This is a genomic window from Psychrobacter immobilis, from assembly GCF_904846175.1.
GTDB lineage: Bacteria > Pseudomonadota > Gammaproteobacteria > Pseudomonadales > Moraxellaceae > Psychrobacter > Psychrobacter immobilis_E.
The window spans coordinates 315,382-341,867 of sequence record NZ_CAJGZM010000003.1 but is presented as its reverse complement, the minus strand read 5'-3'; the positions used below and the strand labels follow the sequence as shown (position 1 = coordinate 341,867).

26 protein-coding genes and 1 pseudogene are annotated in these 26,486 nt (G+C 42.1%); 13 read left to right on the top strand and 14 right to left on the bottom strand.

Features of this window, described 5'->3' with window-relative positions; all coding sequences use genetic code 11:
* Positions 1-31: 31 nt before the first annotated feature.
* Complete coding sequence (locus JMW39_RS06065; RefSeq protein WP_201544812.1) at positions 32-2,110, bottom strand: TonB-dependent receptor domain-containing protein; 2,079 nt, start codon at positions 2,108-2,110, stop codon at positions 32-34.
* Positions 2,111-2,670: 560 nt separating this feature from the next.
* On the opposite strand from JMW39_RS06065, the gene JMW39_RS06060 reads away from it, so the two are divergent.
* The 4 genes from JMW39_RS06060 (at position 2,671) to JMW39_RS06045 (ending at position 5,926) form a co-directional block, all read left to right on the top strand.
* A complete protein-coding gene (locus tag JMW39_RS06060; RefSeq protein ID WP_201544804.1) occupies positions 2,671-2,976 on the top strand; it encodes a Trp family transcriptional regulator in 306 nt (101 codons plus the stop codon).
* A 72-nt stretch (positions 2,977-3,048) separates the two neighbouring features.
* Positions 3,049-4,467 (top strand): anthranilate synthase component I family protein, encoded by a 1,419-nt coding sequence (locus tag JMW39_RS06055; RefSeq protein ID WP_201544802.1) that lies wholly within the window; start codon positions 3,049-3,051, stop codon positions 4,465-4,467.
* A gap of 34 nt (positions 4,468-4,501) precedes the next feature.
* Entirely contained in the window at positions 4,502-5,164 is a 663-nt protein-coding gene (locus JMW39_RS06050) for an anthranilate synthase component II (RefSeq protein WP_201544800.1), read from the top strand.
* A gap of 108 nt (positions 5,165-5,272) precedes the next feature.
* On the top strand, positions 5,273-5,926 hold the full coding sequence (locus JMW39_RS06045; RefSeq protein ID WP_201544798.1) for a hypothetical protein: 654 nt from the start codon (positions 5,273-5,275) through the stop codon (positions 5,924-5,926).
* A gap of 212 nt (positions 5,927-6,138) precedes the next feature.
* Here the strand turns inward: JMW39_RS06045 and JMW39_RS06040 are convergent, their stop codons facing one another.
* Positions 6,139-6,384: a hypothetical protein gene (locus JMW39_RS06040; protein ID WP_201544796.1), complete on the bottom strand. Its 246-nt coding sequence runs from the start codon at positions 6,382-6,384 to the stop codon at positions 6,139-6,141.
* Positions 6,381-6,470, bottom strand: a pseudogene (locus JMW39_RS13390) (hypothetical protein); the annotation flags it as partial. The gene JMW39_RS06040 and the pseudogene JMW39_RS13390, both read right to left, overlap by 4 nt.
* 189 nt (positions 6,471-6,659) lie before the next feature.
* On the opposite strand from JMW39_RS13390, the gene JMW39_RS06035 reads away from it, so the two are divergent.
* Positions 6,660-7,220: a hypothetical protein gene (locus JMW39_RS06035; RefSeq protein ID WP_201544794.1), complete on the top strand. Its 561-nt coding sequence runs from the start codon at positions 6,660-6,662 to the stop codon at positions 7,218-7,220.
* A 514-nt stretch (positions 7,221-7,734) separates the two neighbouring features.
* Here the strand turns inward: JMW39_RS06035 and JMW39_RS06030 are convergent.
* From JMW39_RS06030 to gdhA, 5 genes are all read right to left on the bottom strand, one after another.
* Positions 7,735-8,478 carry an amino acid ABC transporter ATP-binding protein gene (locus JMW39_RS06030; RefSeq protein WP_201544792.1) on the bottom strand — a complete coding sequence of 248 codons (744 nt, stop codon included), beginning with the start codon at positions 8,476-8,478 and terminating at the stop codon, positions 7,735-7,737.
* 54 nt (positions 8,479-8,532) lie between these two features.
* Positions 8,533-9,216, bottom strand: coding sequence for an amino acid ABC transporter permease (locus JMW39_RS06025; RefSeq protein ID WP_201544979.1), 684 nt, complete (start codon positions 9,214-9,216; stop codon positions 8,533-8,535).
* 53 nt (positions 9,217-9,269) lie between these two features.
* Positions 9,270-10,094 carry an amino acid ABC transporter substrate-binding protein gene (locus tag JMW39_RS06020; protein WP_201544790.1) on the bottom strand — a complete coding sequence of 275 codons (825 nt, stop codon included), beginning with the start codon at positions 10,092-10,094 and terminating at the stop codon, positions 9,270-9,272.
* A 458-nt stretch (positions 10,095-10,552) separates the two neighbouring features.
* Positions 10,553-11,134: a PepSY domain-containing protein gene (locus JMW39_RS06015; RefSeq protein ID WP_201544788.1), complete on the bottom strand. Its 582-nt coding sequence runs from the start codon at positions 11,132-11,134 to the stop codon at positions 10,553-10,555.
* A 260-nt stretch (positions 11,135-11,394) separates the two neighbouring features.
* Complete coding sequence (gene gdhA, locus JMW39_RS06010; RefSeq protein WP_201544786.1) at positions 11,395-12,741, bottom strand: NADP-specific glutamate dehydrogenase; 1,347 nt, start codon at positions 12,739-12,741, stop codon at positions 11,395-11,397.
* Positions 12,742-13,438: 697 nt separating this feature from the next.
* Here gdhA and JMW39_RS06005 point away from each other — a divergent pair.
* The 6 genes from JMW39_RS06005 (at position 13,439) to JMW39_RS05980 (ending at position 17,911) form a co-directional block, all read left to right on the top strand.
* The gene (locus tag JMW39_RS06005) at positions 13,439-13,801 is read left to right on the top strand and encodes a roadblock/LC7 domain-containing protein (protein WP_010201036.1); all 363 of its coding nucleotides are present in this window, start codon (positions 13,439-13,441) and stop codon (positions 13,799-13,801) included.
* A gap of 366 nt (positions 13,802-14,167) precedes the next feature.
* Positions 14,168-14,662: a PAS domain-containing protein gene (locus tag JMW39_RS06000; RefSeq protein WP_201544784.1), complete on the top strand. Its 495-nt coding sequence runs from the start codon at positions 14,168-14,170 to the stop codon at positions 14,660-14,662.
* 3 nt (positions 14,663-14,665) lie between these two features.
* A complete protein-coding gene (locus tag JMW39_RS05995) occupies positions 14,666-15,415 on the top strand; it encodes a PhnD/SsuA/transferrin family substrate-binding protein (RefSeq protein ID WP_201544782.1) in 750 nt (249 codons plus the stop codon).
* 182 nt (positions 15,416-15,597) lie between these two features.
* The gene (locus tag JMW39_RS05990) at positions 15,598-16,215 is read left to right on the top strand and encodes a hypothetical protein (protein WP_201544781.1); all 618 of its coding nucleotides are present in this window, start codon (positions 15,598-15,600) and stop codon (positions 16,213-16,215) included.
* 51 nt (positions 16,216-16,266) lie between these two features.
* Complete coding sequence (locus JMW39_RS05985; RefSeq protein ID WP_149488847.1) at positions 16,267-16,881, top strand: hypothetical protein; 615 nt, start codon at positions 16,267-16,269, stop codon at positions 16,879-16,881.
* A 370-nt stretch (positions 16,882-17,251) separates the two neighbouring features.
* Complete coding sequence (locus JMW39_RS05980) at positions 17,252-17,911, top strand: class I SAM-dependent methyltransferase (RefSeq protein WP_201544780.1); 660 nt, start codon at positions 17,252-17,254, stop codon at positions 17,909-17,911.
* A gap of 125 nt (positions 17,912-18,036) precedes the next feature.
* On the opposite strand, the gene JMW39_RS05975 is transcribed toward JMW39_RS05980, so the two are convergent.
* From JMW39_RS05975 to JMW39_RS05950, 6 genes are all read right to left on the bottom strand, one after another.
* A complete protein-coding gene (locus JMW39_RS05975; RefSeq protein ID WP_201544779.1) occupies positions 18,037-18,558 on the bottom strand; it encodes an HdeD family acid-resistance protein in 522 nt (173 codons plus the stop codon).
* Between the two features lie 182 nt (positions 18,559-18,740).
* Entirely contained in the window at positions 18,741-19,538 is a 798-nt protein-coding gene (locus JMW39_RS05970) for a nucleotidyltransferase family protein (RefSeq protein WP_201544778.1), read from the bottom strand.
* Positions 19,535-20,788, bottom strand: coding sequence for an XdhC family protein (locus tag JMW39_RS05965; protein WP_201544777.1), 1,254 nt, complete (start codon positions 20,786-20,788; stop codon positions 19,535-19,537). Before JMW39_RS05965 ends, JMW39_RS05970 begins: the two co-directional genes overlap by 4 nt.
* 177 nt (positions 20,789-20,965) lie before the next feature.
* Positions 20,966-23,386: a xanthine dehydrogenase family protein molybdopterin-binding subunit gene (locus tag JMW39_RS05960; protein WP_201544776.1), complete on the bottom strand. Its 2,421-nt coding sequence runs from the start codon at positions 23,384-23,386 to the stop codon at positions 20,966-20,968.
* 2 nt (positions 23,387-23,388) lie between these two features.
* Complete coding sequence (locus tag JMW39_RS05955; RefSeq protein WP_201544774.1) at positions 23,389-24,381, bottom strand: FAD binding domain-containing protein; 993 nt, start codon at positions 24,379-24,381, stop codon at positions 23,389-23,391.
* Positions 24,378-25,052, bottom strand: coding sequence for a 2Fe-2S iron-sulfur cluster-binding protein (locus tag JMW39_RS05950; RefSeq protein WP_201544772.1), 675 nt, complete (start codon positions 25,050-25,052; stop codon positions 24,378-24,380). Before JMW39_RS05950 ends, JMW39_RS05955 begins: the two co-directional genes overlap by 4 nt.
* Before the next feature lie 389 nt (positions 25,053-25,441).
* On the opposite strand from JMW39_RS05950, the gene JMW39_RS05945 reads away from it, so the two are divergent.
* Both JMW39_RS05945 and JMW39_RS05940 read left to right on the top strand, forming a co-directional pair.
* Positions 25,442-26,101: a DsbA family oxidoreductase gene (locus JMW39_RS05945; protein ID WP_201544770.1), complete on the top strand. Its 660-nt coding sequence runs from the start codon at positions 25,442-25,444 to the stop codon at positions 26,099-26,101.
* A gap of 126 nt (positions 26,102-26,227) precedes the next feature.
* On the top strand, positions 26,228-26,476 hold the full coding sequence (locus JMW39_RS05940; RefSeq protein WP_201544768.1) for a DUF2164 domain-containing protein: 249 nt from the start codon (positions 26,228-26,230) through the stop codon (positions 26,474-26,476).
* The last annotated feature ends 10 nt before the right edge of the window (positions 26,477-26,486 follow it).

Below are 26,486 nucleotides of genomic sequence, written 5' to 3'. Positions count from 1 at the left end.
GCTTTTCTGCTACTAAGAAATAAATGCAGGCTTAAAACTGATAGCTTAAAGAAGCTTTGATATTACGACCCGGCTCAAAGTCGGTACTCTCATCTTTTAGCGCATTGAATCTTGAGGCATGGCTGGCATAGGTTTCATCAAAGATATTGTATACGCCAACCGTAGCTTTTAAACCTTCCACTTGTGTTGGCGAATAGCTCATAAAGATATCATGCACATCATAGCTTGGCTTTCTGATGTCATCGCCACCTGTATTTGGCGTCACTGCAGCAACATAGGTGCTACGCCAGCCAAGATCTGTCGTCTCTGTTGGTTGATAAGCCAAGTTGACCATGTATTTATCACCGGTATCTGAGCTACTACCCGTTTGTGAATAGATACTATAACCAGTGTCTTTACCTTTACTACGAGCATGAGCATAGCTCAGCCCCATACTAAAGTTATCCATTTTATAATCAGCGGCAAGCTCAACACCTTTGATTTTATAATCTTCGTCTTTATTGATGGCACCTTGGCAGCTACCACCTAACGCGCCAGTCGCACAATCTAAACCTTTATGGCTACCACCACTACGCACGTATTCAATATAGTTTTCGATATTGGTTTCAAAGTATTTACCGCTTAACTGCAGCGCATCATTAGCGATGGTTAGATCGCGTAATGTAGTCACGATACCCACTTCAGCATTGTCACCCTCTTCAGCCTTCAAGTCTTTATTGACATAGGTACCAGTACCATTTCGATTAAAAATAGCTTGGCTTAAATCTGGACCATTGAACAGCTGGGTATAGCTGGCAAAAACCTGCGTTTGAGGCGCAATCTCATAGCTAGCCGCCAGCGCTCCGACGACGTTATCGTACGTTTTACCAGCAGCAACAAAATCTGGTGCTTCATAGCGATCATAACGCACACCTGGCGTCAGCGTTAATTTACCCATTTGCCATTGGTCTTCTAGATAGACTGAGGTATTTTTAGCAGAATCCTCACCTGATACGGGCAGTTTTGTACTACGATCGAGCGCGCTATAATCTGATTGTTTTTTGTAATGCTCTAACCCTGCAATCAGTTTATGGCGTCCTGAGGTTGCATCAATCACACTGGTGTTTTCAATTTTGCCACCGGTGGTTTTTACTTTTGCATTCCAATCATAGCCTGGCGATTTTTTCGGGTCATTATCACGCGAAATCTGTGTTTCGGTTTGATAAATAGTGGTATCAACGTCGATCAGCGAGTTGACTGGGTTAAAGTTATAGTCAAACGTATACGTATCACGTTTTACTTTTTGTGGAATTGGATCATCGCCGAGGCTTGGAAAATCTGGGCGGAATGGGAAAGTCCCTTCTTTATCAGTACGGCTAAAGCTGGCGCCTACGTGGTGGGCGTCAGCGATATAAGCACCGGCTTTTAATAAGAAACTCTCGCTTTCACTGTCTTCAAACAATTCGCGACCGCTACCATCTTCACCAGAGCTGGTATCACGCTTGCCATAATACGCCAATAAATCCACATTATCAGATGGTGCGCCAAAAACCGTGGCTGACGTCAGTAGCTCATCATTATTACTGGCATAACCTGCTTTTAGTTTGGCACCAATCTTTTGACCTGGTTTAAGTAAATCAGCCGCATCGACCGTTTTAAAAGCGACCGCACCGCCAATCGCATCATTACCGAGCGTCACTGAGTTATTACCTACCGCCACATCTGCTTGTTTGAGCAAATCAGGGTCAATGGTGATATCGCCCATATGATAGAACAGCTTGCCTTCTTGGCGCGCGCCATCAATAGTGACTTTTAGGTTGCTATCTTCAAGACCACGAATACGAATGCGCTGATTGACCGACGACGTACCGCCTATGGTCACGCCTGGCACCACATTTAAAAAATCACTCAAATGACTCGCTTGCTGCGCTGGGGTATAGTCTTCGACATCAACGCCGTCTTCTTGGACTTTTTCACGTACTGAGCTATTGGCGGTCACAGTGATAGTTTGTAAGGTAGTACTAGGCAAATCCGCTGCCGCAACCGCCAGCTGTGACCAGAGAACGGCTGAAACTGCCACCGATAAGACCGTTAATTGATTAGAAAACGTTGCTGACTTGATTTCACGCATAACACACTCACTTTACTTACTATTAGGATTGAAGGATTTAAGCGTCACTATAGAAAAATGGTTCGGGATTTTGCTTTCTTATTCTTTATTGAAAACCTTTGTTATTCGCTAACTTAAACAACTGCTGACTTAAGTAACTATCGGCTAAAAAAACCCATATACGAATAACATTATTAACACTAATGATAATGATTAGCATTTAAATAATGACAGGCATAATAACGAAGTATTAACAATTTGGCAATAAATAATGTGAGAAATTGAGCTTTTTGATAATCTTGCTCAAAAACAAGGGAGTGAGAGTTGCTAGAATTTATAAAAGCGCGATTAAAAAATAGTGGAAAGGACGGGAATAAAAGGCTTTGAACGCAAAGGCATCCCTGATATTAAGCTAATAATAAATTGATGAGAACATCGTGAATATAAAGGTTGGTCGCCATGCTAACGACATATCTCTCACCAATACGCTTATAACTTGTTTTTATTGTACTACTGTACTAGAATACTGAAACAAGACAGCATTTTGCTTATTATCCTGCCTACTACTAAGATTAAATATTATGAGCACCAATCCTTATCGCAGTTTACTGAACCATTTAGCCAACTGTAATGATAGCGCCGCTATCGACGAGCTATTTACTGCATTATTGACCGATAAAGAACAACAAGAAATCGCCAATCGTATTCGTATTTTTGACTTACTTGAACGCGGTATAACCCAGCGTGAGATATCTGAGCAGCTCGGCGTTGGTATCGCCACTGTGTCGCGTGGTGCTAAAGCCATGCAAGCGCATGATGTCAGCGCTTTACTAAAGTCTCATAGAGACAATATATCTATAAAAAGCATACCTATAAAAGACGCTTAATTCATCAAAAATTATGATTTCTTTTTTCCTGATTTTTATATGATAAATCATTGAACTATTTTGGATATTGTTATGACCTCTCCTACTTCTAAGCCTGATCAACCTGCTGCTATTGATATTCCTAGCAAGCCACAGCGTATTAAACTCACGCAAGATATTGACTTCTTTGCGTTATTTAAGCGCATTGAGCGTGCTTTTGAGACCTGTTATTTACTCGAATCATTGGGTGAAGACGGTCATATGGCGCGCCATCATGCCATTGGTTTTGACCCTGTTATGACCATTGCCGCTATCGACCGTACCACTTTAGCGATTACCGATAATAAAACGGCTGAAACCAGTCATTATCAAACGGACAACCCGTATCAGCTGCTACGCACAATCACCCCGCAACACGTCATTGCTCGCGACCAAAGCGGTGGACTAGTCGGCTATTTGGGCTATGACAGTGTCAATTTCTTTGAGCCAAGTGTCAATGCGAAGTCTAACGACGACTTTGAACCCTTTAAATTTGGCGTTTATTTAGATGGGCTGACGCTTGATAAAATGACCGGTGAAATTTTCTATTTCTACTATCCAACTGCGCAGCAAGACAATCGTATTGAGCAAATCAAAGCCTTGCTTGAAGCCCCAATTCCAAATTATGAGCCGCCCACCGTTGAGTTTTTAGGTGATGGTATGAGCCAAGAACAGCATGCTAAAGTTGTCATGCAAGTCAAAGAAGATATTATCTCTGGGCGTATCTTTCAGTGTGAGGTGGGCTTTAAGTCCAAATATCGCATTGCAGGCGATAAGATGCCGATTTATGAAAAGCTGCGTGCGGTAAATCCATCACCGCATATGTATTTTATGAAATTTGCTCAGCAGTGCATCATTGGCGCCTCTCCCGAGCTGCTGTTCCGCTTGCGTCAAGGTGAGATGGAAACCTATCCACTGGCAGGGACTGCTAAGCGCGGCGTCGATATAGTGGAAGACCGTAAGCTTGCCCGCGCGCTGCTTAATGATGCCAAAGAAATTGCCGAGCACAATATGCTTGTTGACTTGCACCGCAACGATATCGGTCGCGTTGCACGCTTCGGTACGGTAAAGGTACGTAGCCTAATGGATATCAAACGCTTCTCACACGTCCAGCATATCTCCTCAGAAATCGTCGGGATTTTGCATCCTGATGAGGATATGTTTAGCGCCCTTGCCAGCAACTTCCCCGCTGGCACATTATCAGGTGCGCCGAAAGTAGAAGCAATCAAGGTTATCAATGAGCTCGAACCCGATGGTCGAGGTGCTTATGGCGGTGCGCTTGGCTCATTTAATTTTAATGGCGATTGTATTTTTGCCATTCCTATTCGCAGTTTGTTTATCAATGGTGAGTCGGCTTATGCGCAAACCTGCGGCGGTAATGTCTACGACTCCAACCCTGCTGATGAATACCTAGAAATCCAGCGCAAACTGTCGGCTATGAAAGTAGTCTTAGACAGCTTTATGCCTGCGTAAATTCATTATATTTTTGCTAAAGAGCTTATGCCTTATGAATGTTTTAATTATCGATAACTACGATTCTTTCACCTTTAACCTTTATCAATACATCGGTGAGATTTTACAGACCATGGACAGTGATAAAGACGGCGCTAAAGAAGCAGCCAACGTCATCGTCAAACGCAACAATGAGATTACCTTGGCTGATGTACAGGCGATGAACCTTGACCGTATTATCATTTCGCCCGGTCCTGGTGCACCTGATGAACCCGCCTATTTCGGTATTTGTGCCGAAGTGATTGAGGTGATGGGCAAAACAACGCCGCTTCTTGGCGTTTGCTTGGGAATGCAGGGTATCGCCCACGTATTTGGCGGTGATGTGGTACGAGCCAGCGTGCCGATGCATGGCAAGGTTTCAGCCATTCGCCATAATAACGCAGGTGTCTATCAGGGCTTGCCACAAGAGATAGAAATCATGCGCTATCATTCGTTAATGGTAAAAGCAGATACCTTACCTGACTGCTTAACGATCACTTCAGTCGTTGCTAATGATAAACATCATGATTTAAGTTTGGCTGAATCAGCGCGAGCAGGTGATGAGATTATGGGGCTACAGCATACAGACTATCCGATTCAAGGCGTCCAGTTTCACCCAGAGTCGTTTGCTACCGAAGGGGCTAAGCGTTTATTAACGAATTTTTTATTACAGGTATAAATCATCATGCTTTTAAACCTAAATAAATCTCGCTTACTGACATATCAACGGCTGTGTTATGCAAGTGTATTTACCAGCCTAATACTAGCTGCTTCTGTTAGCTCAGCCGTGACGCCTGTAAAAGCAAATTTTATATTAGGGATGGACGTACAAGGTCAACGCTTAAACCTTTATCATGGTTGTGGTGAAGGCCGCGTCACTTGTGATGATATGCTACTGGTTGCGCCAGATTTGGGACGCTTATTACAAACAGAGCGGCTTGGAGAAAGACAAAGTAAATTGCCATATACCGTTAAGCTATATCCTGCCAAAACTAAGCATAGCTTATGCAACGATGGCGTGACTCCTTGCGGCTTTCAGGGCTATCGTTTCAAGGGTAAGGATCTCAATGGCTTTATAGATCCTGCAAATAGCGAAATATATATAGAGAATAATCGGACGCAAGAAAGCGCTACTTTCTCCTATAAAGAAGACTCAACTTATTTGCCATTAGCTTCGCAAGCTGAACTTATTGATAGGTTATACCAAAATTCTGATAAAGCATTAAACGATAACTATCTATCAGTTCGAGGTGACATAATAAAAGTATATGGACAAGTTTTGGCCAATAAATTCAAAGAAGATCAGCTTAAATGGGTTATGAATCGCTCAAAAGATTGCGGGGCTGATGCTAAGCATCTGCCAAGGACCCAAGCTGAAAAAGTCTGTTTTATTCAAAAGAATATCAAACAAATGGAAAATTATTTTTATTGGATTGATTGAGGCGTGTCCTCATTTTAATAATAGACTTCTTGCATAAGATCGATGTTTTAGCAGTATTTTTCAGGCAGTATCGAGTTACTTTGGCATCAATAATACCTATTTATGAGTCATCAAATACGTTCTGATATAAGTGGTTCCATTATAGCGGTCTGTTTTAAGTGGTCTATTAATAGATTTGAAGGGTGAAATAACTGGTTCCCTTGGGATATACCTTAATAGTTCTCATAAGTAAGTATGTGAAACTCAAAACCTCCTTTTCTATACTCGTATGGAATATTAATATCGGCATGTAAGCATTCTTCTAAAGTAACTGGATACACATAACTATAATTTTTATCGCCAGTATTATCTAGATTCTCCTTTAGTATAGAAAACTGAGCATGATTTAAAATAATTTCGTAAACTGCAAATTCATCACTTAAAGGATATATATGAATCTCTCTTATAATGTTACTCATGGTATTATCTTCCTATTTTTTATAGTAGGTTCTATATGCAGTCTAGTTTTAGGATCAAATAATCCAATATGATCGTCATACTTCTCTAATTTGCCATGCTAATAATACCGTAGAAAATAATCTATGAATTTTTAATCAGAAAGCTTAATGATAATGATCTACCTATCGGTTTAACAGTCATTGAAGTTGCATCTAACACTAGAAGCTCGATGCCTGTATAGCGCACCGAACGTATTCCCATAACACTTATTACAACAATTTGATTAGGATAAATAATGAATAATGATTTTCTCATTACAATCCATGATTATGAATCTGAAGAAAGAGGATGGATGGATATCGAAGATTTTATTGAAACCAAAGGTTTGCAATATATAGACGAATACTTCGATATAGAAACAGATTTTATTTCTAACATCCAAAACTTTAACAATTTTTTCTCAAAAAATAGATATTTTGATTCCTTAATTGCTAAGATTGAAGTTTATGAATACGACTCTGCTTATAATTTCTACAGGCTAGATGGGGATTATAAAAAACTTAAAGAGTTAAGTGAATGTAGTTTCAGCTACATATCTGATTATAACAAAGAATTTATTTATAGATGTCAATGTAGAGGAATGTGCAGCTTTTGGTTCATAGATGTTTCATCAATGTCCTATATGAAGAATGCTATGGATGCCTTTTTCTTACATGTACATCTTAGCCCTAAAATTGACTTTAAAAGTATATTTAGAAAGAAAAGCAATGTTCTTTATTATTATGATAAAGATACATTAAATACAGATGAAGATTATATATATCCTAAAAACTGTGGTGAAAAAATCTTGTTATAATTTGCGTTGTGGCTCTCTAATCCCTACCATCAATCCAGTAGAAATTAACTTATGATACTTTAATCATATTCTGTACTGTAGGTTTTATAACAGTTAAATTCATATCTAAAATTAGCAGTTTGTTACCCGTGTAGCGCATCAATCAAGATAGAATATGTATGGTAAGTACACCGTGACTATTTCAGATAGTTAAAACATTGATATCATTAGCCCACAGCCTAGTGTTCAAGTCCTCACTAGGGAACCATGCTCATTCCCATACCAGTCTTTATAGTAAACGATTTTAGAACAAAAAAGCCACTGGGTTGGTTAAACTAAAATAGCGATACATTCACACAGATAGGTTTAACGGATATTAGGGAATATTGAACATATACTCATTTCGAACGTAAACGATAAAGACTCATGCAAGTGGTTTAATGCTGATAAAAATAAGGAATGAGCCAAAAAAAATCATCAGCCGATTGACTGATGATTTTTTTATAGCTTAGTACCTGACAACTGAATATATGGCTTATAGCTGAATGCGCTGCAAGAATGCTTGCGTACGCGGATGCGTTGAATCTTCAAATAACTGCTTAGCACTGCCCTCTTCGACTATATGACCGTCTTCAATCAAGACCACATGATCAGCAACATCACGGGCAAAATTAATTTCATGAGTCACCACAACCATCGTCCAGCCTTCAGAAGCCAGCTGCTTCATCGTTCCAAGTACATCTTGCACCAATTCTGGATCAAGTGCCGAAGTTGGCTCGTCGAACAACAATAACGACGGCTCAATAGCGAGCGCACGAGCAATACCAATACGCTGCTGCTGACCACCAGACAACTGGAATGGATACAGATCTGCCTTATCAGATAAGCCGACTTTATCGAGTAATGCCAACGCTTGCATGCGGGCTTGCGCTTTACTTTGCCCTTGTACTACCGTCGGCCCAAGCATGAGATTTTCAATAGCCGTCTTATGAGGGAACAAGTTATAAGACTGAAACACCATGCCAGACTTGCGTTGCAGGGCGAGCAAGGTTTTCTTTTTCGGCTTAGTAGCAAAGTCAACCGTCAAGCTACCATCATCAAAAGCTATAACCCCTTGATCAGGAATCTCGAGCGCATTTAAACAACGCAAAAACGTGGTTTTACCCGACCCTGACGGCCCTAAGATGACCACCACTTTGCCTTTTTCGATGGTCAAGTCGATACCTTTGAGTACTTCATTGCTACCAAAGGCTTTATGAATGTTGCTGACTTGAATCATAAGGTTTCCTGTTGCACAGATAATGCTAAAACTATCATAAAATGAGTCAGTGAACTACTTAGCCACATAGCGATCGAGTCTGATTTCAAGCTTACCTTGGATAAAGGTCAAGAACAGACAGATACCCCAATAAATAATCGCCGCTTCAGTATAAACCAGCATAAATTCATAATTGCGGGCGGTGATAATCTGTGCTTGTTTAAACAGCTCAGTGACCAGCACTAATGACGCTAACGACGTATCTTTTACCAAACTAATAAAGGTATTGGATAACGGTGGCACTGACACCCGCAGCGCTTGCGGTAAAATGACATGGCGAAAAGTTTGCAGGTAAGTCAAGCCAACCGTCGAGCCTGCTTCCCACTGCCCTTTTGGAATAGACAAAATCGACGCGCGTACCGTTTCCGACGCATAAGCGCCAATATTTAGGGAAAAGGCGATAATCGCTGAGGGAAACGGATCAAGCTTGACACCGACACTAGGCAAGCCATAAAAGATAATAAACAGCTGGACCAGCATCGGCGTCCCGCGAATAGCGGACACGTATATACGGGCAAGCCGATAAATAATCTCATGAAACCAGCCCGCACGCGGCACGATACGAATCAATGCCACTGTCAGCGCAATCACCATACCAATTGCAAATGAGATCAATGCCAGCGGTATCGAATAATAGATACCGCCTTTGAGCATCGGCCAAAATGAATTGATAACGATTTGCGCCCGCGCCGCATCCATAAATGGCAATATGGCTAATAAATCAGTTAACACTGAGGTGATAGAAGCTAGCATTATTTTTGTTGACTTATATCAGCACCAAAGAATTCATCGCTTAGCTTGGTTAGCGTGCCATCAGCCACAAGCGCTGCCATTGCTTCATTTAGCTTTGCAACAACGGCGTCATCACCTTTGAGCAATACCAAGCCTGAACCCGTCTGCTCACTAGCAGGAGCCACCAATTTAATCTCAAGATTGGCGTCTGGGAATTTTTTTAGATAATCCAATACGGCAAGATTGTCATTCATCGTAAAGTCAGCGCGGCCTTGTTTGACCAATTGAATCGCCTGCGCCATACCATCGACAGGAACGATTTCGGCTTCGTAACGTTCTGCAAGCTCGCCATAGTTACTGCTCAGCGACTGTGCTGAACGTAGCCCTTTTAAGCTTTCCCATGAGCTATAACGACTATCAGCAGTCGGAGCCAATACCACAGCACCTGACCAGCTATACGCTTGAGCTTTATCATATTTTGCTAAGCGCTCAGGTGTGGTCAAACTGACCTGATTGGCAACCATATCAAAACGCTTGGAATCAAGTCCTGCCAGCATCGCATCCCACTGAGTTTCTTTAAACTCAACCTTTACGCCTAACTTGTCAGCGACCGCGCGTGTCACTTCGACATCATAACCGGTAAGCTTTCCGCTCTCATCATGATAAGTGAACGGCGGATAGGTTCCTTCAGTACCGACGTTAATGGTACCACCACTATTAATACGTTGTAGCAAATCGGAACCACCAGCCGCCGCACTGGTGTCAGAGTCAGTAGTAGGTGATTGATTACAAGCGGCAAGCAATACCGTGCTGGCAGCAAAAGCTAAAAGAGTACGACGTTTCATAAGACGTCCTTATAAAGTAGATGAATAATGCAAAAAATATCAGAACAACAAATAGGGAGAAAACCTAGCAAACTGTTTTGACTAAAAAGCGTACCTGCCTTCTGTCATGCTTGTGTCTATCATGCTTGGCTTTGGTTTCCCGATTTGAGGATACTACGACTATTTTTCAATGCTATTTTTATATTATGTTGCATCGTCCACGCTAAGTGACGGTTAACATTGATAATAATTTTAACGGTCAGCGCTGCTTATGCAACCAAGACTTGCTCATATACTATCGTACTTGGGTAAGAATAAACGTACAAAAACAGTGAGTATGCGTAAGATTGCTAAGATTTATGACGAATACTTTCGATGAAGCAAATACAGCCACTCTTCTATGCGCTATTTTTAAGAAAAAAGACATCAACTGATATACTCAGTTGATGTCTTTTTTACTATCTTTATAAATATGCCTGCTATTTTTTAAACTTATTGGCAAATGTCTTACCCGTTTTGGCATCGACATTTATACTGATAATCTTATTAGCTTTTAAAAGGTCAGCTTTATAGTATAAAGGATGGTCAGCATAATCACGGTTATTCTTAAATTCAATTGCTAATATTTTACCACCTGTTTGCTTTTCAGCAATATTCATCGCCGTCATAATAGTGGTTTTTGCTTTTTTCTGAACTTGGTAATCATTAATATCATCACCGTCTAAACGCTCAGATTCCGTTTTTACCACTTTACCAGTATTGGCATCAACTTTGATTTCATAACTCATGCTGTCTGTACTAAATTCTAACTCATAAACACCGCCCTTGCCCACGGCGTCGCTATCATCGTCATCAAACTCTGCACTGACCAAAATGCCAGAAGCCTTTTTACTAGCAATAGTAATGGCTTGTTTTAAGCCAATCTTTGCCGCTTGCGCAGCGCGTATTTCATTCGTATCACTGGATGCATTAGCAGTTGTACTTATTACACCTGTCGTTAAAGCCAATGTCAGACACGTACTGAGTGTCGCTATTTTAAAGCCATTTAAAACCTTACTCATAAGATTGTCTCCTTATTGATACTGTGTTTTTCTAACGATATTTCTGTTGTTCAATTTTTTATTTAACGTGGTTTTATTCTTTATCATAACCTTGATAAGGTAAGCCTGCGAGGTAAAAAGGTATCCAAGTGTATCGTCGGTGTTTGCAAATAAAAAACCGCGCCTACTTATCGAAGTAGACGCGGTTCTGTTTAATCGGGGAATATCAGCTATTGAGAATAGTATCAGGCGCTATTATATCTAGCGCCCATTAACGCTACTTAGTTCAAGATACCATAAGCACATAACGCATCAGCAACGCGTTTGAAACCAACAATATTTGCACCTGTCATATAGTCGATATAACCGTTATCCGTTTGATGATATTTCTCTGAGGCTTCAGCGGCGCAATCATGAATATTTTTCATAATGCACTTTAAGCGTTCATCAACTTCTTCAAAGGTTTTATATTGGCGTACTGAGTTTTGAGACATCTCAAGACCAGATACCGCGACACCGCCAGCATTGGCCGCTTTACCGGGTGCATAATGCACACGGTGTAAACGCACATGATCAATCGCTTCAGCGGTCAATGGCATGTTAGCGCCTTCGGCAATATACTTGATACCGTTTTCGACCATCAGTTTGGCATCGTCTTCATCGACTTCGTTTTGGGTCGCTGATGGAATGGCGATATCCCCTTTAAAATGCCAAGGTTTTTGATTAGCCAACCATTCGCCGCCAAACACACCAACATATTCAGCCAACGGCTTGTTGTGTGATTTTTGCTCTTTTAGCCAGTTAATTTTTTCTTGATCCATGCCGTTTTCATCATACAGCGTACCTTGTGAGTCAGATACGGTCAGTACCGTTGCACCCAGCATATGGGCTTTTTCAGCGGCATGTAGAGAGACGTTACCGGCACCTGATATCAGTACCTTTTTGCCTTTGATATTGTCGTTTTGGGCAGCAAGCATGTTTTCTAAGAAATATACGGCGCCATAACCAGTCGCTTCGGTACGCATCAAGCTACCACCGAAACCTACACCTTTACCAGTCAATACACCGCCATGCTCACGCGTCAAATTCTTATACATCGCAAACATATAGCTGATTTCACGGCCACCAACGCCAATGTCACCAGCAGGTACGTCAATGTCTTTACTGATATACGGATGCAGCTCACGCATAAAGGCATAGCAAAAACGGCGGATTTCATGATCCGACTTACCTTTAGGATCAAAATCAGTACCACCTTTACCGCCACCCATTGGCAAACCCGTCAAGGCGTTTTTAAAGATTTGCTCAAAACCTAAGAACTTAAGTACCGATTGGTTGACGGTAGGATGGAAGCGGATACCACCTTTATAAGGACCTAAAGCGTTGCTGAACTGTATACGCCAGCCGCGATTTACCTGTACTTCGCCCTTATCGTTTTCCCAATTGATACGAAAAGCGATCACACGGTCAGGCTCAACAAGACGCTCAAATATTTTGAACGTTTCGTATTCGGGATGGGCGTCGTATAGCGGAGCAATGGTGATTGCAACTTCTTTTACCGCCTGAATAAATTCAGGTTGATGGGCGTAACGTGCTTCGACTTTTTCGATTGCCTGACTGATACTCATATAGGTTCCTTAGGGTAAAAATGGTCATCATGCTGATTTACACCGGCGTTTTATCGCTTAAGCACAAACGATGGGAGTTAAAACGCGAATGTGGGATTGAAATCGCTCCTATACGTTATGAGCTATAGAAACTGCTGGGATGAGAAGCCAACTGCTCGTGTCTCTAAATCATAAACTCAGAAGCACAAACAATTTTTATCTCATATCTATATATCATTTTTTTAAGGTATAAGTCTAGTAAATATCGCCATCATCAAAAGTTATGAGGGATTTTTTTATAATTATAAGCTATCGATACCCTTAGCGTGGAAACTTGTTAGTCAGAAAATTTATGCGGATGGTGTAAATTGGTTGGTGCAATCTTATAAAAATCCGAGCGTTCTATAAACTTATTATTATGATATTTCCTGAAGCTTATAACCCTTATGAAACAGCCAAACCAATTTCAGCAAACACGAAATAATGAAAAATAGCATTTTAATCAACTTTTATTTGCTATTAAAACAAACTTAAAGATAGGCGGTTATAAAAACACGATAAAAGGTAAAAAACGGGCAATATTAAGGCTTTGATTGGCGTTCTACCATATCAATATTAATGGTAAGGGTTTATAATATTGCCCACTAGTTAAAGCCTAGAATTAGCACATTACCAATCCCAATTTACCCCTTTATTCATTCGTCACAGAGAAATCGTTATGCGTACAGATTCATTCCAACAAATCTTGGAAGACCTAAACAGCTCATCAGCCGATGTTGAAGCATCTGCTCTTATTTCTAACGATGGTCTTATGATTGCATCTGCGCTGCCAACAGGCGTTGATGAAGACCGCGTCGGCGCTATGTCTGCCGCTTTATTGTCACTAGGTGACCGTGCAGGTCGTGAATTGGCTCGTGGTAGCATCGACCGTATCATGATCCAAGGCGAAAAAGGCTACGTGATTATGACCTCATCAGGCGATGAAGCGGTACTGACCATTATGGCAAAACCAAACGCCAAACTGGGCTTGATATTCCTAGATATTAAACGTGCATCAGAAGCACTGGCAAAACTCATCTAATATTTATTTTTAAAGTTCTGTCGTTACGGTTTTATGCGGTATCAGCGCTACAAACTACTTCATTAATAACACTCTAAATGAAAATTAACGACTTGTCTTATAAAAAATTTTTAAGGTAATGCATACTGTTTATGTTGAATGAGTGATTAGGTTTTCTAAACACTTATTTCCCAAAAGCTTCGATTACCTTATTAAAAGCTTTTAGAATTTTGCACTCTTAATCAGCACAAAGTGTGTATTTAAAGCCTAGTTTTAAGCTTAGGTTTAAGTTTGAGTCTAGGCTTAAAAATTAACGTAAGACAGTATGCTTTAACCAATTCCGCTTTTTAATGATTATCATTAAGATGATAACTAAAGGAGATTACAATGGGTTCTCCACTCCCCGACGCCATGAAGCCTGACATGCCAGCCGAACAAGTCACCATGACTTATCACGATGGCACTTCGCGCACTGTCTATGACACCGGTATCGAACGCCCGTACCCTGACGGTAAATTGATTGTGTCACGTACCGATTTAGACGGCGTTTTGACCCACGTTAATGATGCCTTTGTCGAGATTAGCGGCTATGAAGTCGATGAATTAATCGGCAAGCAGCATTATATTTTGCGCCACCCTGACATGCCAAAAGCGGCCTATAAAGACTTATGGTCGACCGCTGCTGCTGGGCAAAAATGGCATGGTTATGTTAAAAACTTGTGCAAAGACGGTAGCCATTATTGGGTTTATGCCACTGTTGTGCCGAACGTCCGCCGCGGCGAAACCGTTGGCTATACTTCGGTACGCCGTAAGCCATCACGCAGCAAAATTGATGCGGCAATCGCTCAATATGCCCAAATGAAACAAGACGAGGAAGCGTAAATCATGACGACATATAATATGTTAATCGCCCCTGATTTTTCGCCGGAGCGTTTTGCAGGCTGGCACATGTTTAACATCTTGATTCAAAAACGTGCCAATCTTAACATGCATCTAAACATCCCCGCCTCGCATGCTGAACAAGAAGCCATTATCAATCAAGGCGATATTCAAGTCATTTATGCCAACCCTTTTGATGCAGCCACGCTTATCCGCGAGCAAGGCTACCGTGCGGTTGCGCGTCCTATCGGTAAATCTGATGAGATGGTCATCGCCGCTGCAGCAAATAGCGACATTAATCACTTAGAGGACATCAAAGCTGGCGCTACCGTGGCTATGGCTGATAACCGCGATGTAAAATTGATTGGTTTACGCCTGCTTGAAGCGGTCGATATCGAAGAAGCTGACCTCAATTGGACAGTCACTGAGACTTATCAAGCAGCAGCGCGCCAAGTGATTAAAGGTGAAGCACAAGCGGCTTTCTTTTTGGCAGAGATTTTTCATAGCTTTTCACGCTTAACCAAAGCGCAATTGTCGGTGTTAATCGAGAGTGATTTGGCAGATATCAGCCACGTCTTGCTCATTAAAGACGGCTTTCCTGATACAGAAATTCTTATGAATGCCATTCTGAATCTGCATAACGATGATGATGGCAAAGAAGCGTTGGCTGAACTTGGTATGCCGCAAGGTTTTGAAGCCATGGATGAAGAAGACGCTGAATTTATGATTGATTTGATGCAAACTTTACTTGATTAGCCTATTTGCGATTCATGGTTAATTGGCATCTTACTTAAGTCATAGTGGTTATTTAATAGCGTTCGTTTAACAGCGCTCTTTTAATGATGTTTGTTTAGCAGTAATTGTTTCATAGTAACTGCTTAACAATAAGCATTAAACGGCACTTATTGAATAACAGCTATGGCTAACAGGACACTCTTATGTCTGATTTAGATCTCATCAAAGAAAGTGAAATGGCGGCGCGGCGCGTCTATCGTCTTTACTCACGTAAGATATTTATCGCACCGAACAATCGTCATTTTCACGAACAACGTATCAATGCTGCGCTACTTTTAAACGAAAAAGAGCCGCTGCAAGGTGCCGTAGCCGATTTCTTTTATGGCTGCTGGTACGACATCCCCTATGATGTCACCAATATGTTTACCCGCTTGCAAGGTCGCATGCTGCCGCATATCGAGCAAGGCTTTCGTGATTGCATCGATAAAAAAAGCTATATTCAAAAAAACAGCATGCTAGCAACGCGTTGGAGCGTACTGGTATCGCCATCCTTAAATGAACAAACCCAGCGACTGCGTATCAGTAGTGATGACGCCAAAGAAATCGCGAAAGATATCACCAGCGATTTGATGCTCGCGCGTGATAATAAAGACTTTGACACCATAGAGCAAATCGAAAACGAGTTTTTTGCCCATTGTATCGCTCGTCATGACCGTCTAGCATTCTCCTTAGTTTGGTTTCGCTTGGGTAAAAGTGATTGGCAATTCAATGACCGCTGGAATCATTGTCAGCAAAAACTTGATCAAACCACCAAAGCCTAAATGGGTTATTTTTTAATACCATCACAAACCTTCATCTAACTGGTAGCCGCTATGTCTTCTTATTTAAACGCTGATAAAACCTATCTGACTTTGACCCCGGCCGGTATTTTTGAGGCATTTTCGCAAAGTGAACCGACGGCTGAGCAGCTATCCTTACAAGATTTATTGTCGCATAACGAGACACTGTTAGCCGCTGATTGGCTCGAACGCTATTCTGATCAGTGGTTAGATAGCTTTTTAGAACATGGTTGGATTGAAAAACTTTCGCTGTTTTTGCCAGCCCCCAACTTACCATTAGATCAGTTTTTACCCTATGTCGTTTCAAGCTTGTCTGGTAAACGCCGTGCGGCGATTGGTTCTGATGAAGGTTTTTGTCTGGCACGGATTGGTTATAGCCAAGAAGAAGCGGATATGCTCAGTGTGGCTGCTGCTGATTTTTCAGGCTTTATGCTGCGCCAAAAACAACGCGGCTGGGCGGTAGAAAGCCAAGCCATTTCTTTTTTTCAGCAAGTGGATTTGCTGATTCCTGAAACCAGTTTTGTATTTCTCTGGATTGATGGTTCAGGCTACGTGCTTATCATCGATGGTGAACCTTTAACCAACAATCGCGCCTTTGTTGAGCTGGTATGGGCGTTAAAAACATCTGGGCTTAGATTTACCAATTAACTCCTTACTTAATTAAGTTAGCGGCTTGATATAAATGCACCCTTTAATCACAAGGGGTGCATTTTTTATGCCTTGCTATTAGGTGGTCTCATGATGATGGTTGTATAACTGCTGCCACTATCCTTTCCACGCTTTGCTTTTTGCCATTAACACTGCTCCCTGCATAAACTCATACGGCAATAAGAACACCCTCAAAATTAACAGCAAGTTGTCAAATGTTAGGTCATACTGGCTATAACCATTTAACAGTTATCCGTGATAGACATCTACACATTTACGAGCTTCAAACCACCTTTTGTAATACATATATTCCTCGAAAGTGGCATCCTTTGCCAACCCTTGCATTCTTACTTATTTTTTAGGACAGTTTATGACTTCGCTGACCACCGTGCGCGTGCGTTATCAAACCATTGAAATTGGCAGTACCGATATCCATATTTGCACCCTACGTGACAATCAACAATTTAGTGACCCTGATAATGAGGCATTAGACCTCGGTATTTGCTCGGCTTCATGGCCGATGTTTGGCGTGATTTGGCCATCAAGTTTGGTGCTAGCCAATCATATGCTTGATTATGATATTGCTGGCAAGCGCATCTTAGAAGTTGGGTGCGGTATGGCATTATCCAGTTTATTGCTTAACCATCGTCACGCTGATATCACAGCGACCGATTATCACCCAACGGTTGAGTACTTTTTGGATCGAAACACCACGCTCAATAATAATAAAGAGATTAACTTTGAGCGCTTAGACTGGGCAGAAGACAATAGCCATCTTGGCAAGTTTGATATCATTATCGGTAGCGATTTGCTTTATGAAGACCAGCATATTGATATCTTGGCGGAGTTTATTGAACGTCATGCTTTGCCAACTTGTGAAGTCATCGTCGTTGACCCTGGTCGCGGACGCAAAAACAAGCTGACCAATAAAATGGTTGAGTTTGGCTTTAGCAGTAAGCACGTCAAACCTGAGGATACTTCTTATCTTGAGCTACCTTTTAAGGGGCATATTTTGACGTTTTCGCGCTAAACTCTTAGAAGACATGATTGCTTATAGAATAGCTTTTAAAATAAAGAAAGACGCCATTTTACGGCGTCTTTTTTATAAATTTTATAGCATGACTTATTGCTAGTGTCATTCATAAGCTTACGAGTTTATAAGCGGCTAACCAAAGGTGGTTGTACACGTGAATACATGATTAATGAGATACCATTAGATATCAGCTCAACCGCCAATAGGACGCCGAGAATATAGGTCGCTGACTGCGGATAGCTGGTAAAAATCATGATAGCCAACGCAATTGAGATAAGCCCTGAGATTAATATTGGCACAAAAGCTACCGTTCTACGTAAACCAAAAGCGACAACCACTCTGACGATACCTGTTGCCATAAATAAAATAGCAATAACCATAGTCAAGGTTAAGATACCTTGTAGCGGGTTTTGTAGCAGCTCAATACCGATAAATATGCCAAGTACACCACCAATAGCCGCCAGCACTTTACCCGTCGTGGTACAAGCACGAAACAGGGCGATAAACTGTAAAACACCAACGAGAAGAAATACAAATCCAGCCAATTGTTCGGCGGCGAAACTGGCGCTAAGAGGGTTAAAAAAAGCAAAGATACCACCCAAAATACTGATGATACCAACTACTAGCCATAATGTACGACTCATAAGACGCCCTTATTTCATAGTTAACAAAAATCAAATTATATATCAGACAATTTGCACTCTTGTACGACCGTAGTAATAGATTCGAGTATTCCTGTTACTATTTAAGTTTGGGCATTGCATTGTAATCATAAGCCTGATATCTGCTATTTGAGTGACACTCCTAGCTCTTCTCTCTTAACTATCTAATACCATATTAAGCCACATAGCACATCGTCAACCCAGCCCTGTTGTCTGGCATAAGCGAGCTGCTCTGAGGTATCGATATCGTAGCTAAGCTTAGGATTATTCACCACTGTCAATTGATGCGGCGGTAACGCTCTAATTAAATGACGTAGGCCTTTGTCTCCACTTAAATTAAACTGCCACTGTTTAAGTAGCAGATAATCAATAACCAATGGTAGACCAACGATAAGATTTGTCGACTCATGACTGGCACCAGCTTTACGCTCACTATGCCCATCTTTTGGCAACGTATCGAAAATCTGCCAATGCCCATAACCGCTGGCAACCACTAAATGCTTATCGGCTAGCAACTCTTTTGCATGTTCAAGATCCAATAGAATTTGGTCAACACCCATGATTAACACTCGATCAACCACTTTATGATTAAAGTTTTTATCATTAACAAATTGAGTTAGCGCCTCAATAGCAATATAAAGACTGTGTCCCATACCTGTTTCGGGAGTTTGGTTGATAATAATTTTGACATTTAGATGGGTGTCGCTCAGTTTTGCTATCTCATTGGCTATCTTCCCTGCTCCTTTAGGAATGACAATGATGATAGCTTGCGGACTTGTAGTTATTGCGAGTTGTAGCATATGCCTAATGAGAGGAACACCATTTTTACAAAGCAGCTGTTTGGCTTGACCAAGACGACGACTGAGTCCACTGGCTAGAATAATAATGGCATGATTGGTTTGCTGGTTAGAGTTTTGATTTGGTATTGCGGCGCTATTTGACGTCGAATCATTTTGATTCATATACAGCTCAATATTTCAGGTTTGGTATTATTGCTATCTAGAAAATTAACAGGCGCAGTCTGCTTATGCATAACGGCGCTTATTTGTGCCATGATGCCAAGTGCTAAGGCTTCAGGGCCGTCGCCGCCTAATTTATAACCAATTGGATAATGGAGTTTTTTCACGCCGTTATTTAGACACTCAGGATTATTTTTAACTGCACGAATCTCATTAACTAAGCGCTCGGTTCGATAACTTGGGCCTAATTGTCCAAGATACTTATAATGAGTAGGATGTTCTAATAATAGCGAAAGACGGGCACGGTCTTGGGTCAAACTGTGCGACATCAACGCGACAGCCGCATTATTACTCAGTTTAAGCAGTTTTTCATCATCGTCTAATGATACCGCCATCACGATATCAGCTTCGGGAAAACGCAATCGCGTGGCATATTGGGCGCGGCTATCGATAACGGTGACATGCCAGTCCTGTAGTTTGGCCATGCTCACAAGCGGCATCACATCATTACCAGCGCCGCAAATAAGCAAACGGTGTTGCGGCTGTAGACGCTCGATGAGCCATTCTGTGGTTATATCGCCATTTTTTAAGATAACGTATTCGGTGTTTTTGTCAGAAATCTCATACGTTGATAGAGTTTTAACTAACTCTTTAATCTCGTGAGTAAAAGCATTCGAGTCGTCAATCAAAGCTTGAGTGCAAGTGTTAACATTACTAATAAAAGTTGTTTTATCTTCAGCAATATAGTTTTCTAAATCAAGGCGCAGTCCAATCGGCAAATGGCGATTATCATTTGAGCGAATTAAAGTCGCTATCGTTGCAGGTTGTTGGCTACGACGAACATGGTTAATAACTTCTAAAAACGGCATTGCGGCCGTCAAACGCTCAAACAGCACATGCACCTTGCCGTTACAGCCCAAACCAAAATTTAGCTCACTGGTAAAGTTATTCTCGCTGTTAAAATCGCTATTATCGCCATATCCGACCTCTTCATCCAACTGCTCATCACCAGTTTGATAAACCTGCACATTAGCGCCGTTACGCGTCAACCAAAAAGCACGTTTGATAATATGCGGCTCCAAGCAGCCACCGCTAATCATGCCAACCGAGCGCCCATCAGCGCAGATAAGCATCATTGCGCCAGCCCGACGATATGCCGAGCCTTCGGTGCGCACTACCGTTGCTAACACCGCATCGATGTTGTGCTGCTGTACTTCGCTAGCTAGTTTCAGAATATCAGCGACCTGATTCATAACCCCTCTTATATGTTATTTATTCTTATTTTAGTTTTAATGATTAAATCCAGGATTTTTATCTCGTAAAAACCCACTAGTAATAATCGCTAGCGGGTTGCTGATATCAGTTATTAACTATGAGTTACCAACTCGTTTATTCCAATTATCCTATTTATCTGGATTACGTAAGGATAACTACTCGGGCAATTCATAAAGCAGCTTATCAAGCGTGATTGGGAAATCGTAAACGCGCACGCCAACTGCGTTATAAATCGCGTTGGCGATGGCTGCTGCCGCGCCAGAAATCGCCGTCTCACCAATCCCTTTGATATGCATGGGGTTGGTATAAGGGTCATCCTCTTCCACCAATATCACCTCTAGTTGCGGCACATCGGCATTGACCGGAATATGGTATTCAGCAAGGTCATGGTTACAGAGGCGACCATCGCGCTTATCATGGATGACTTCCTCCATTAGCGCCGAGCCGATGCCAAACACCATGCCGCCATAGCACTGCGAAGTAGCGGTTTTATGATTTAAAATTCGACCAGCGGCGAATGCACCTACCATGCGTTTCACGCGAATCTCGCCAGTCACTCTATGCACGGCCACTTCTGCAAAGTTAGCACCAAAAGACGCCTGACGGTGGCTCTTGGCATTTTTACCCGGCGCGATTTGACCTTTAGCACTAATCTTTTGCTCATCGTATTCAGCGATAATATCTGCCAGTGCATAAGACTGAAAATTGCTAAAATCGTATTTTTCTGCAGCAGACTTGGGTAATGCTAAACCTGTTTTTTCAGTGACTTGATGTTTTAAATCTAGCGCTTTATCTTTAAGCGCTTCTACCGCTGCTTCTAAAATACTAGGCTCATGCTCGCCTGCTTGTTTAATCTGACCTTTATCCAGCTGAATAGTATCTGGATAAAGACCAACTTTTTCTGCCAGCATTTCACGCAGTTGCTCACAGGCGAGATAAACCCCACTACCAGCGCTTGCTGCGCCCATGCTACCACCTGAACCAACTGCAGGTGGCAATTCACTATCGCCCAATTTCATCTCGATATGGTCTATCGGCAAGCCCAGTAAATCAGCGGCCACCTGAGAAAACACCGTATAAGAGCCAGTACCGATATCAGTCATATCGGTTTCGATAATGGCTTTAACGCCAAGTGCTTTGGAATGATCAATTTTCAGTGTCGCCCGCGCTTCTGAAGGTTTTAACTGGTTACCGCGGGCGGATGCTGCCATACCAGTGCCAATCCACCAATCGCCCTCTAACTGACTGGAAGGTTTAGGGTTACGCTGCTCCCAACCAAACTGCGCGGCCCCTTGCTCCATACAGGCAAGCAGTTGCCGCGTTGAAAACGGGATATCTTGGCTTGGATCTTGCTCAGGCTCGTTACGGCGGCGCAGCTCAAGCGGATCAATATTCAATTGCGTGGCCAATTCATCCATCGCACATTCAACCGCAATCATACCGACCGCTTCGCCAGGCGCACGCATAGAGCCAGAAAGCACCTGATTCATATCTACTTTTTTATAATTAACGCGGCGATTTTCACCGCGGTATAAATATTTAGTAGACAAAGCCGTCGGCTCAAAAAATGCCTCACCCGGTAAATTACTACTGACGGTATCGTGAATCATGGTATTGATGATGCCATCTTTATCACAGCCGATAGCAATACGTTGACGAGTGTTTGAGCGCCTGACGGTCGCTTCCATCACTTGCGGACGCGTCATACTAATCAGCACAGGGCGCCCAAGCTCTTTTGCTGCAATCGCTGCGGCAATCGATTCAGGTGCAATGCCTAACTTACTACCGAAGCCACCGCCGACAAAATAAGAGATCAATTGCACCTGATCTTTATTTAAGTTCAAAGCGTCCATCACTTGCTGCTTACAAGAGGCGATCATCTGGTTTGAGGTGTACATGATGAGCTTATCGTCTTCCCAATAGGCCAGCGTCGCGTGCGGCTCCATCGGCGAATTGCTCTGGCTTGGCGTATGATAAAAGCGGTCAAGCGTAACGGGAGAATCGGCAAGCCCTTGTTCTGGATCACCTTTTATAGCATTTTTATCTGCACCTTTTTTTTCATCGACATCATGGGCGCTTGCAAGCTCTTTGGTAAAGTTCAATGCCGCTTGTTCAGTTTCGTCTTTATAAATGACTTTGATAGCGTTAGCACCTTCGGTCGCCGCCTCAAAGGTTTCGGCAATGACCACGGCAATCGGTTGCCCATGATAAAAAATCTCGCTGGCGCCCTGTGTCGGCGCTTTGGTTTCGCCGCCTTGCTGTGAGTTTCGCAAAAAATGCTGCGGATCGGTAACGACTTTAATGATGCCAGGAATATCATCTAAAGCGCTACTATCGATATTTTCCACTTGTCCTTTGGCAATCTTGGCACTGACTAACACGCCATACACTTGATTTTCTCTATAAATCTCTGCCGAATAAGGCGCTTTTCCGCTGACCTTTAGTGAGCCATCGACACGGTTAATGGGTTTACCGACCAAATTGCTTGCCGTTTTATCAAAAAGCGAATCGACAGGCTCATTCATCATCATTTTTTTGGTAGGTTCTGACGGCAATACTGAGTCCAATAATGACATGATTATGCTCCCTCGCCCGCTAAAGCGCGCTGAATGACTTGTTTTAATAAACGACGTGTCAGTGGTATTTTAAAATCGTTTTGACCGTAACCTTTGGCATCTTGTAATAATAAATCTGCGGCTTGCCCGATAGTAGCGTCATCACCTGTGGTATTGGTTAATAATCGCTCGACCGCTTCATTGCGCCACGGCTGAGTACCGATACCGCCAAATGCCAAACGTACTGTCGCTAAATTACCATTATCATCGCTATCTATGACAGCGGCGCAAGAGACCAAAGCAAAAGCGTAAGAGGCGCGGTCTCGAACCTTGTCGTACGTATGCATACCTTTGATAGGGGCTGGTAGTACAATATGAGTAATAAGCTCACCAGACTCTAAAACGTTCTCGATATGCGGTGTGTCTTTCGGCAAACAATAAAGATCTTTAATCGCAATATTACGTGTGCTGCCATCTGCTTTCACCGTTTCAAGCGTCGCATCAAGCAAACGCATCGCCACCGCCATATCGGAGGGATGTTGGGCAATACAAGCATCACTGGTACCTAATATGGCAAGGGTGCGGTTCTCGCCATTGATAGCGGGACAGCCGGTACCGGGTTCACGCTTATTGCACGGGCTATCGGTTTGATAAAAATAATAACAACGCGTACGCTGTAAAAAGTTGCCGCCAGTCGTAGCTTTATTACGCAGTTGCCCAGTCGCGCCTGCCAAAATAGCCCGAGATAATACTGGATAATTGGTAATCACTTCTGGATGCGCCGCCAAATCACTATTGGTCACGAGCGTGCCGATACGTAATCCATTGTTAGCAGTCGTTTCGATTTGCTCGAGCTCTAGGCGAGTCACATCAACCAGTTTGATAGGCGTTTCAATTTCTAGCTTCATCAAATCAAGTAAGTTAGTACCTCCAGCGATAAATGACGCTTCCTTTGAACTGGCAGCAATCGCCGCTTGCTCAGGCGCAGTAGCACGGATGTATTCAAAGCGTTTCATGAACGACCTCCTACTTGCGCCGTATGGTTTTTATTTTGTGACGGCTTGTTTTTTGAAGGTTTGCTAAGCTGCGTTTCACTGGGCGGCGGTGACCAAATACCTGTGACGCTTGAAACATCGGAGCCTTTTTTGGTTATAGTTTTAGCAGCAGCTTTATCTTTTATCTCACTCTCCAAAACCTGCGAGATGGCATTAATAATATTTGGATAAGCAGAACAGCGGCAAATATTGCCACTCATACGTTCAGAGATTTCTTGTACTAGCAAGCCGTCAGGATTTTGCAAATCTGTAGTCACGTAGCTTGGCCAATTTTGCTTAATCTCTTCAATTAAAGCAGTCGCTGAACAAATTTGCCCCGGCGTACAGTAACCACACTGAAACGCATCGTGGTCTTTAAACGCTTGCTGCAAGTCTGAGAGCGACTCTGGCAAGCCAATGCCTTCGATAGTGGTAATGTCATCACCGTCGTGCATAACCGCAAGCGTCAAACAAGAATTGACCCGTCGGCCATTAATCAGCATGGTACAAGCGCCACATTGACCGTGGTCGCAACCTTTTTTGGGTCCAGTTATTTGTAGATGCTGACGACAGACATCGAGCAATGTCGTGCGCGCATCGAGATTATCAAAGTGATAATCTTGCTTATTAATCGTTAACGTCAAAGTAGACATGCTGGCTTCTCGCTGGCAGATAATAGATGAAAGTGATGAAAGTGATGAAAGAATAGTTATAGACGCTTTTGAACAAGCGTTAATCAATTTATTATGTCTTATCAAAAACGGCGCTTTGTTTTTACTTTGTTGTCATTACAGTGTAGTTTTTTAATCAAACTTAGTTGACAAACATTTTTTACCCTGCATTAACCTTAGTTCTAACCTACTTAATACCTGCTCTCGGTCATGTTAATTTTTAAATAGAACCTGTAACTCAGCAACCATTGTAATCATCTTCTCATTCTCCTAGTATTGATTGAATTAGCTCTCTCAACTCTTTATACAGAACTGTTATAAAAAAACTTCATAAATAAATAAAGCATCACCAATAAAATAGGTAGGAAAATATGGACAATTCAAAACAGCCACTGCGCATAGATATCGTCTCAGACGTGGTTTGCCCTTGGTGTATTATCGGCTACCGTCAATTGGCTGAGGCGCTTAAGCAAACCAATACCGAACATGAAATATATTGGCATCCGTTTGAGCTAAACAGCAATATGCCAAGCGAAGGACAAAACTTACGCGAGCATATTATGGAAAAATATGGCTCTAGCAAGGAAGAATCAGATGCGAGCCGCATTAGAATGACGGAAGCAGGCTCTGAAGTCGGCTTTGAGTTTAATTTCAACGATGACACGCGTATGCACAATACTTTTAATCTGCATCAGTTGTTGTACTGGGCTGGTCAGCAAGGGCAAAAGCCGATGCATGATTTAAAGCAGGCGTTATTCAGTGCTCACTTTACCGATGGTCGCAACATTTCTGATAATACAGTGTTGGCCGATATCGCAGCGGAAGTAGGACTTGATCATGACGAGGCGCTCGCGGTATTAGAAGAGCAGCGTTTTGCCAAAGAGGTACGCGCAGAAGAGCGGCACTGGCAGCAGCAAGGTATTCAAAGTGTACCAGCGATGATTTTTAATGAGCGGCATTTAGTCAGTGGCGCACAAGGCGTAGATAATTACGTCAATATTTTAGAACAATTGGCCACTATGCAAGATTAGGTAATGAAAAAACATAGCTCAGCTTAAGGGTTATTTATCATGTAGATACCCTTTAAATTTCAGCCATTATTCAAACCACTTAAATATTAGACATCGTCATTGGCATGTCTATTAGGACAGTTTTATATGAGCAAAGACAAACTGATCACCTTATCAGATGAAGCAGAAGAAATCGTTTTGGATAAGCTTAGAGATTATATAAGCGAGGAATTTGATGTCGATATTGGTAATCTGCCCGCTAAGTTTTTATTAGACTTTATCATCGAAACCATAGGACCACATCTATACAGTCAAGTGATTGATGATCTTGAACCTTGGCTATACGATAGGTTTACGGCAGTGCTAGAAGATATGCATAGCTTTAAAAAAGATTAAAAAAATAAAA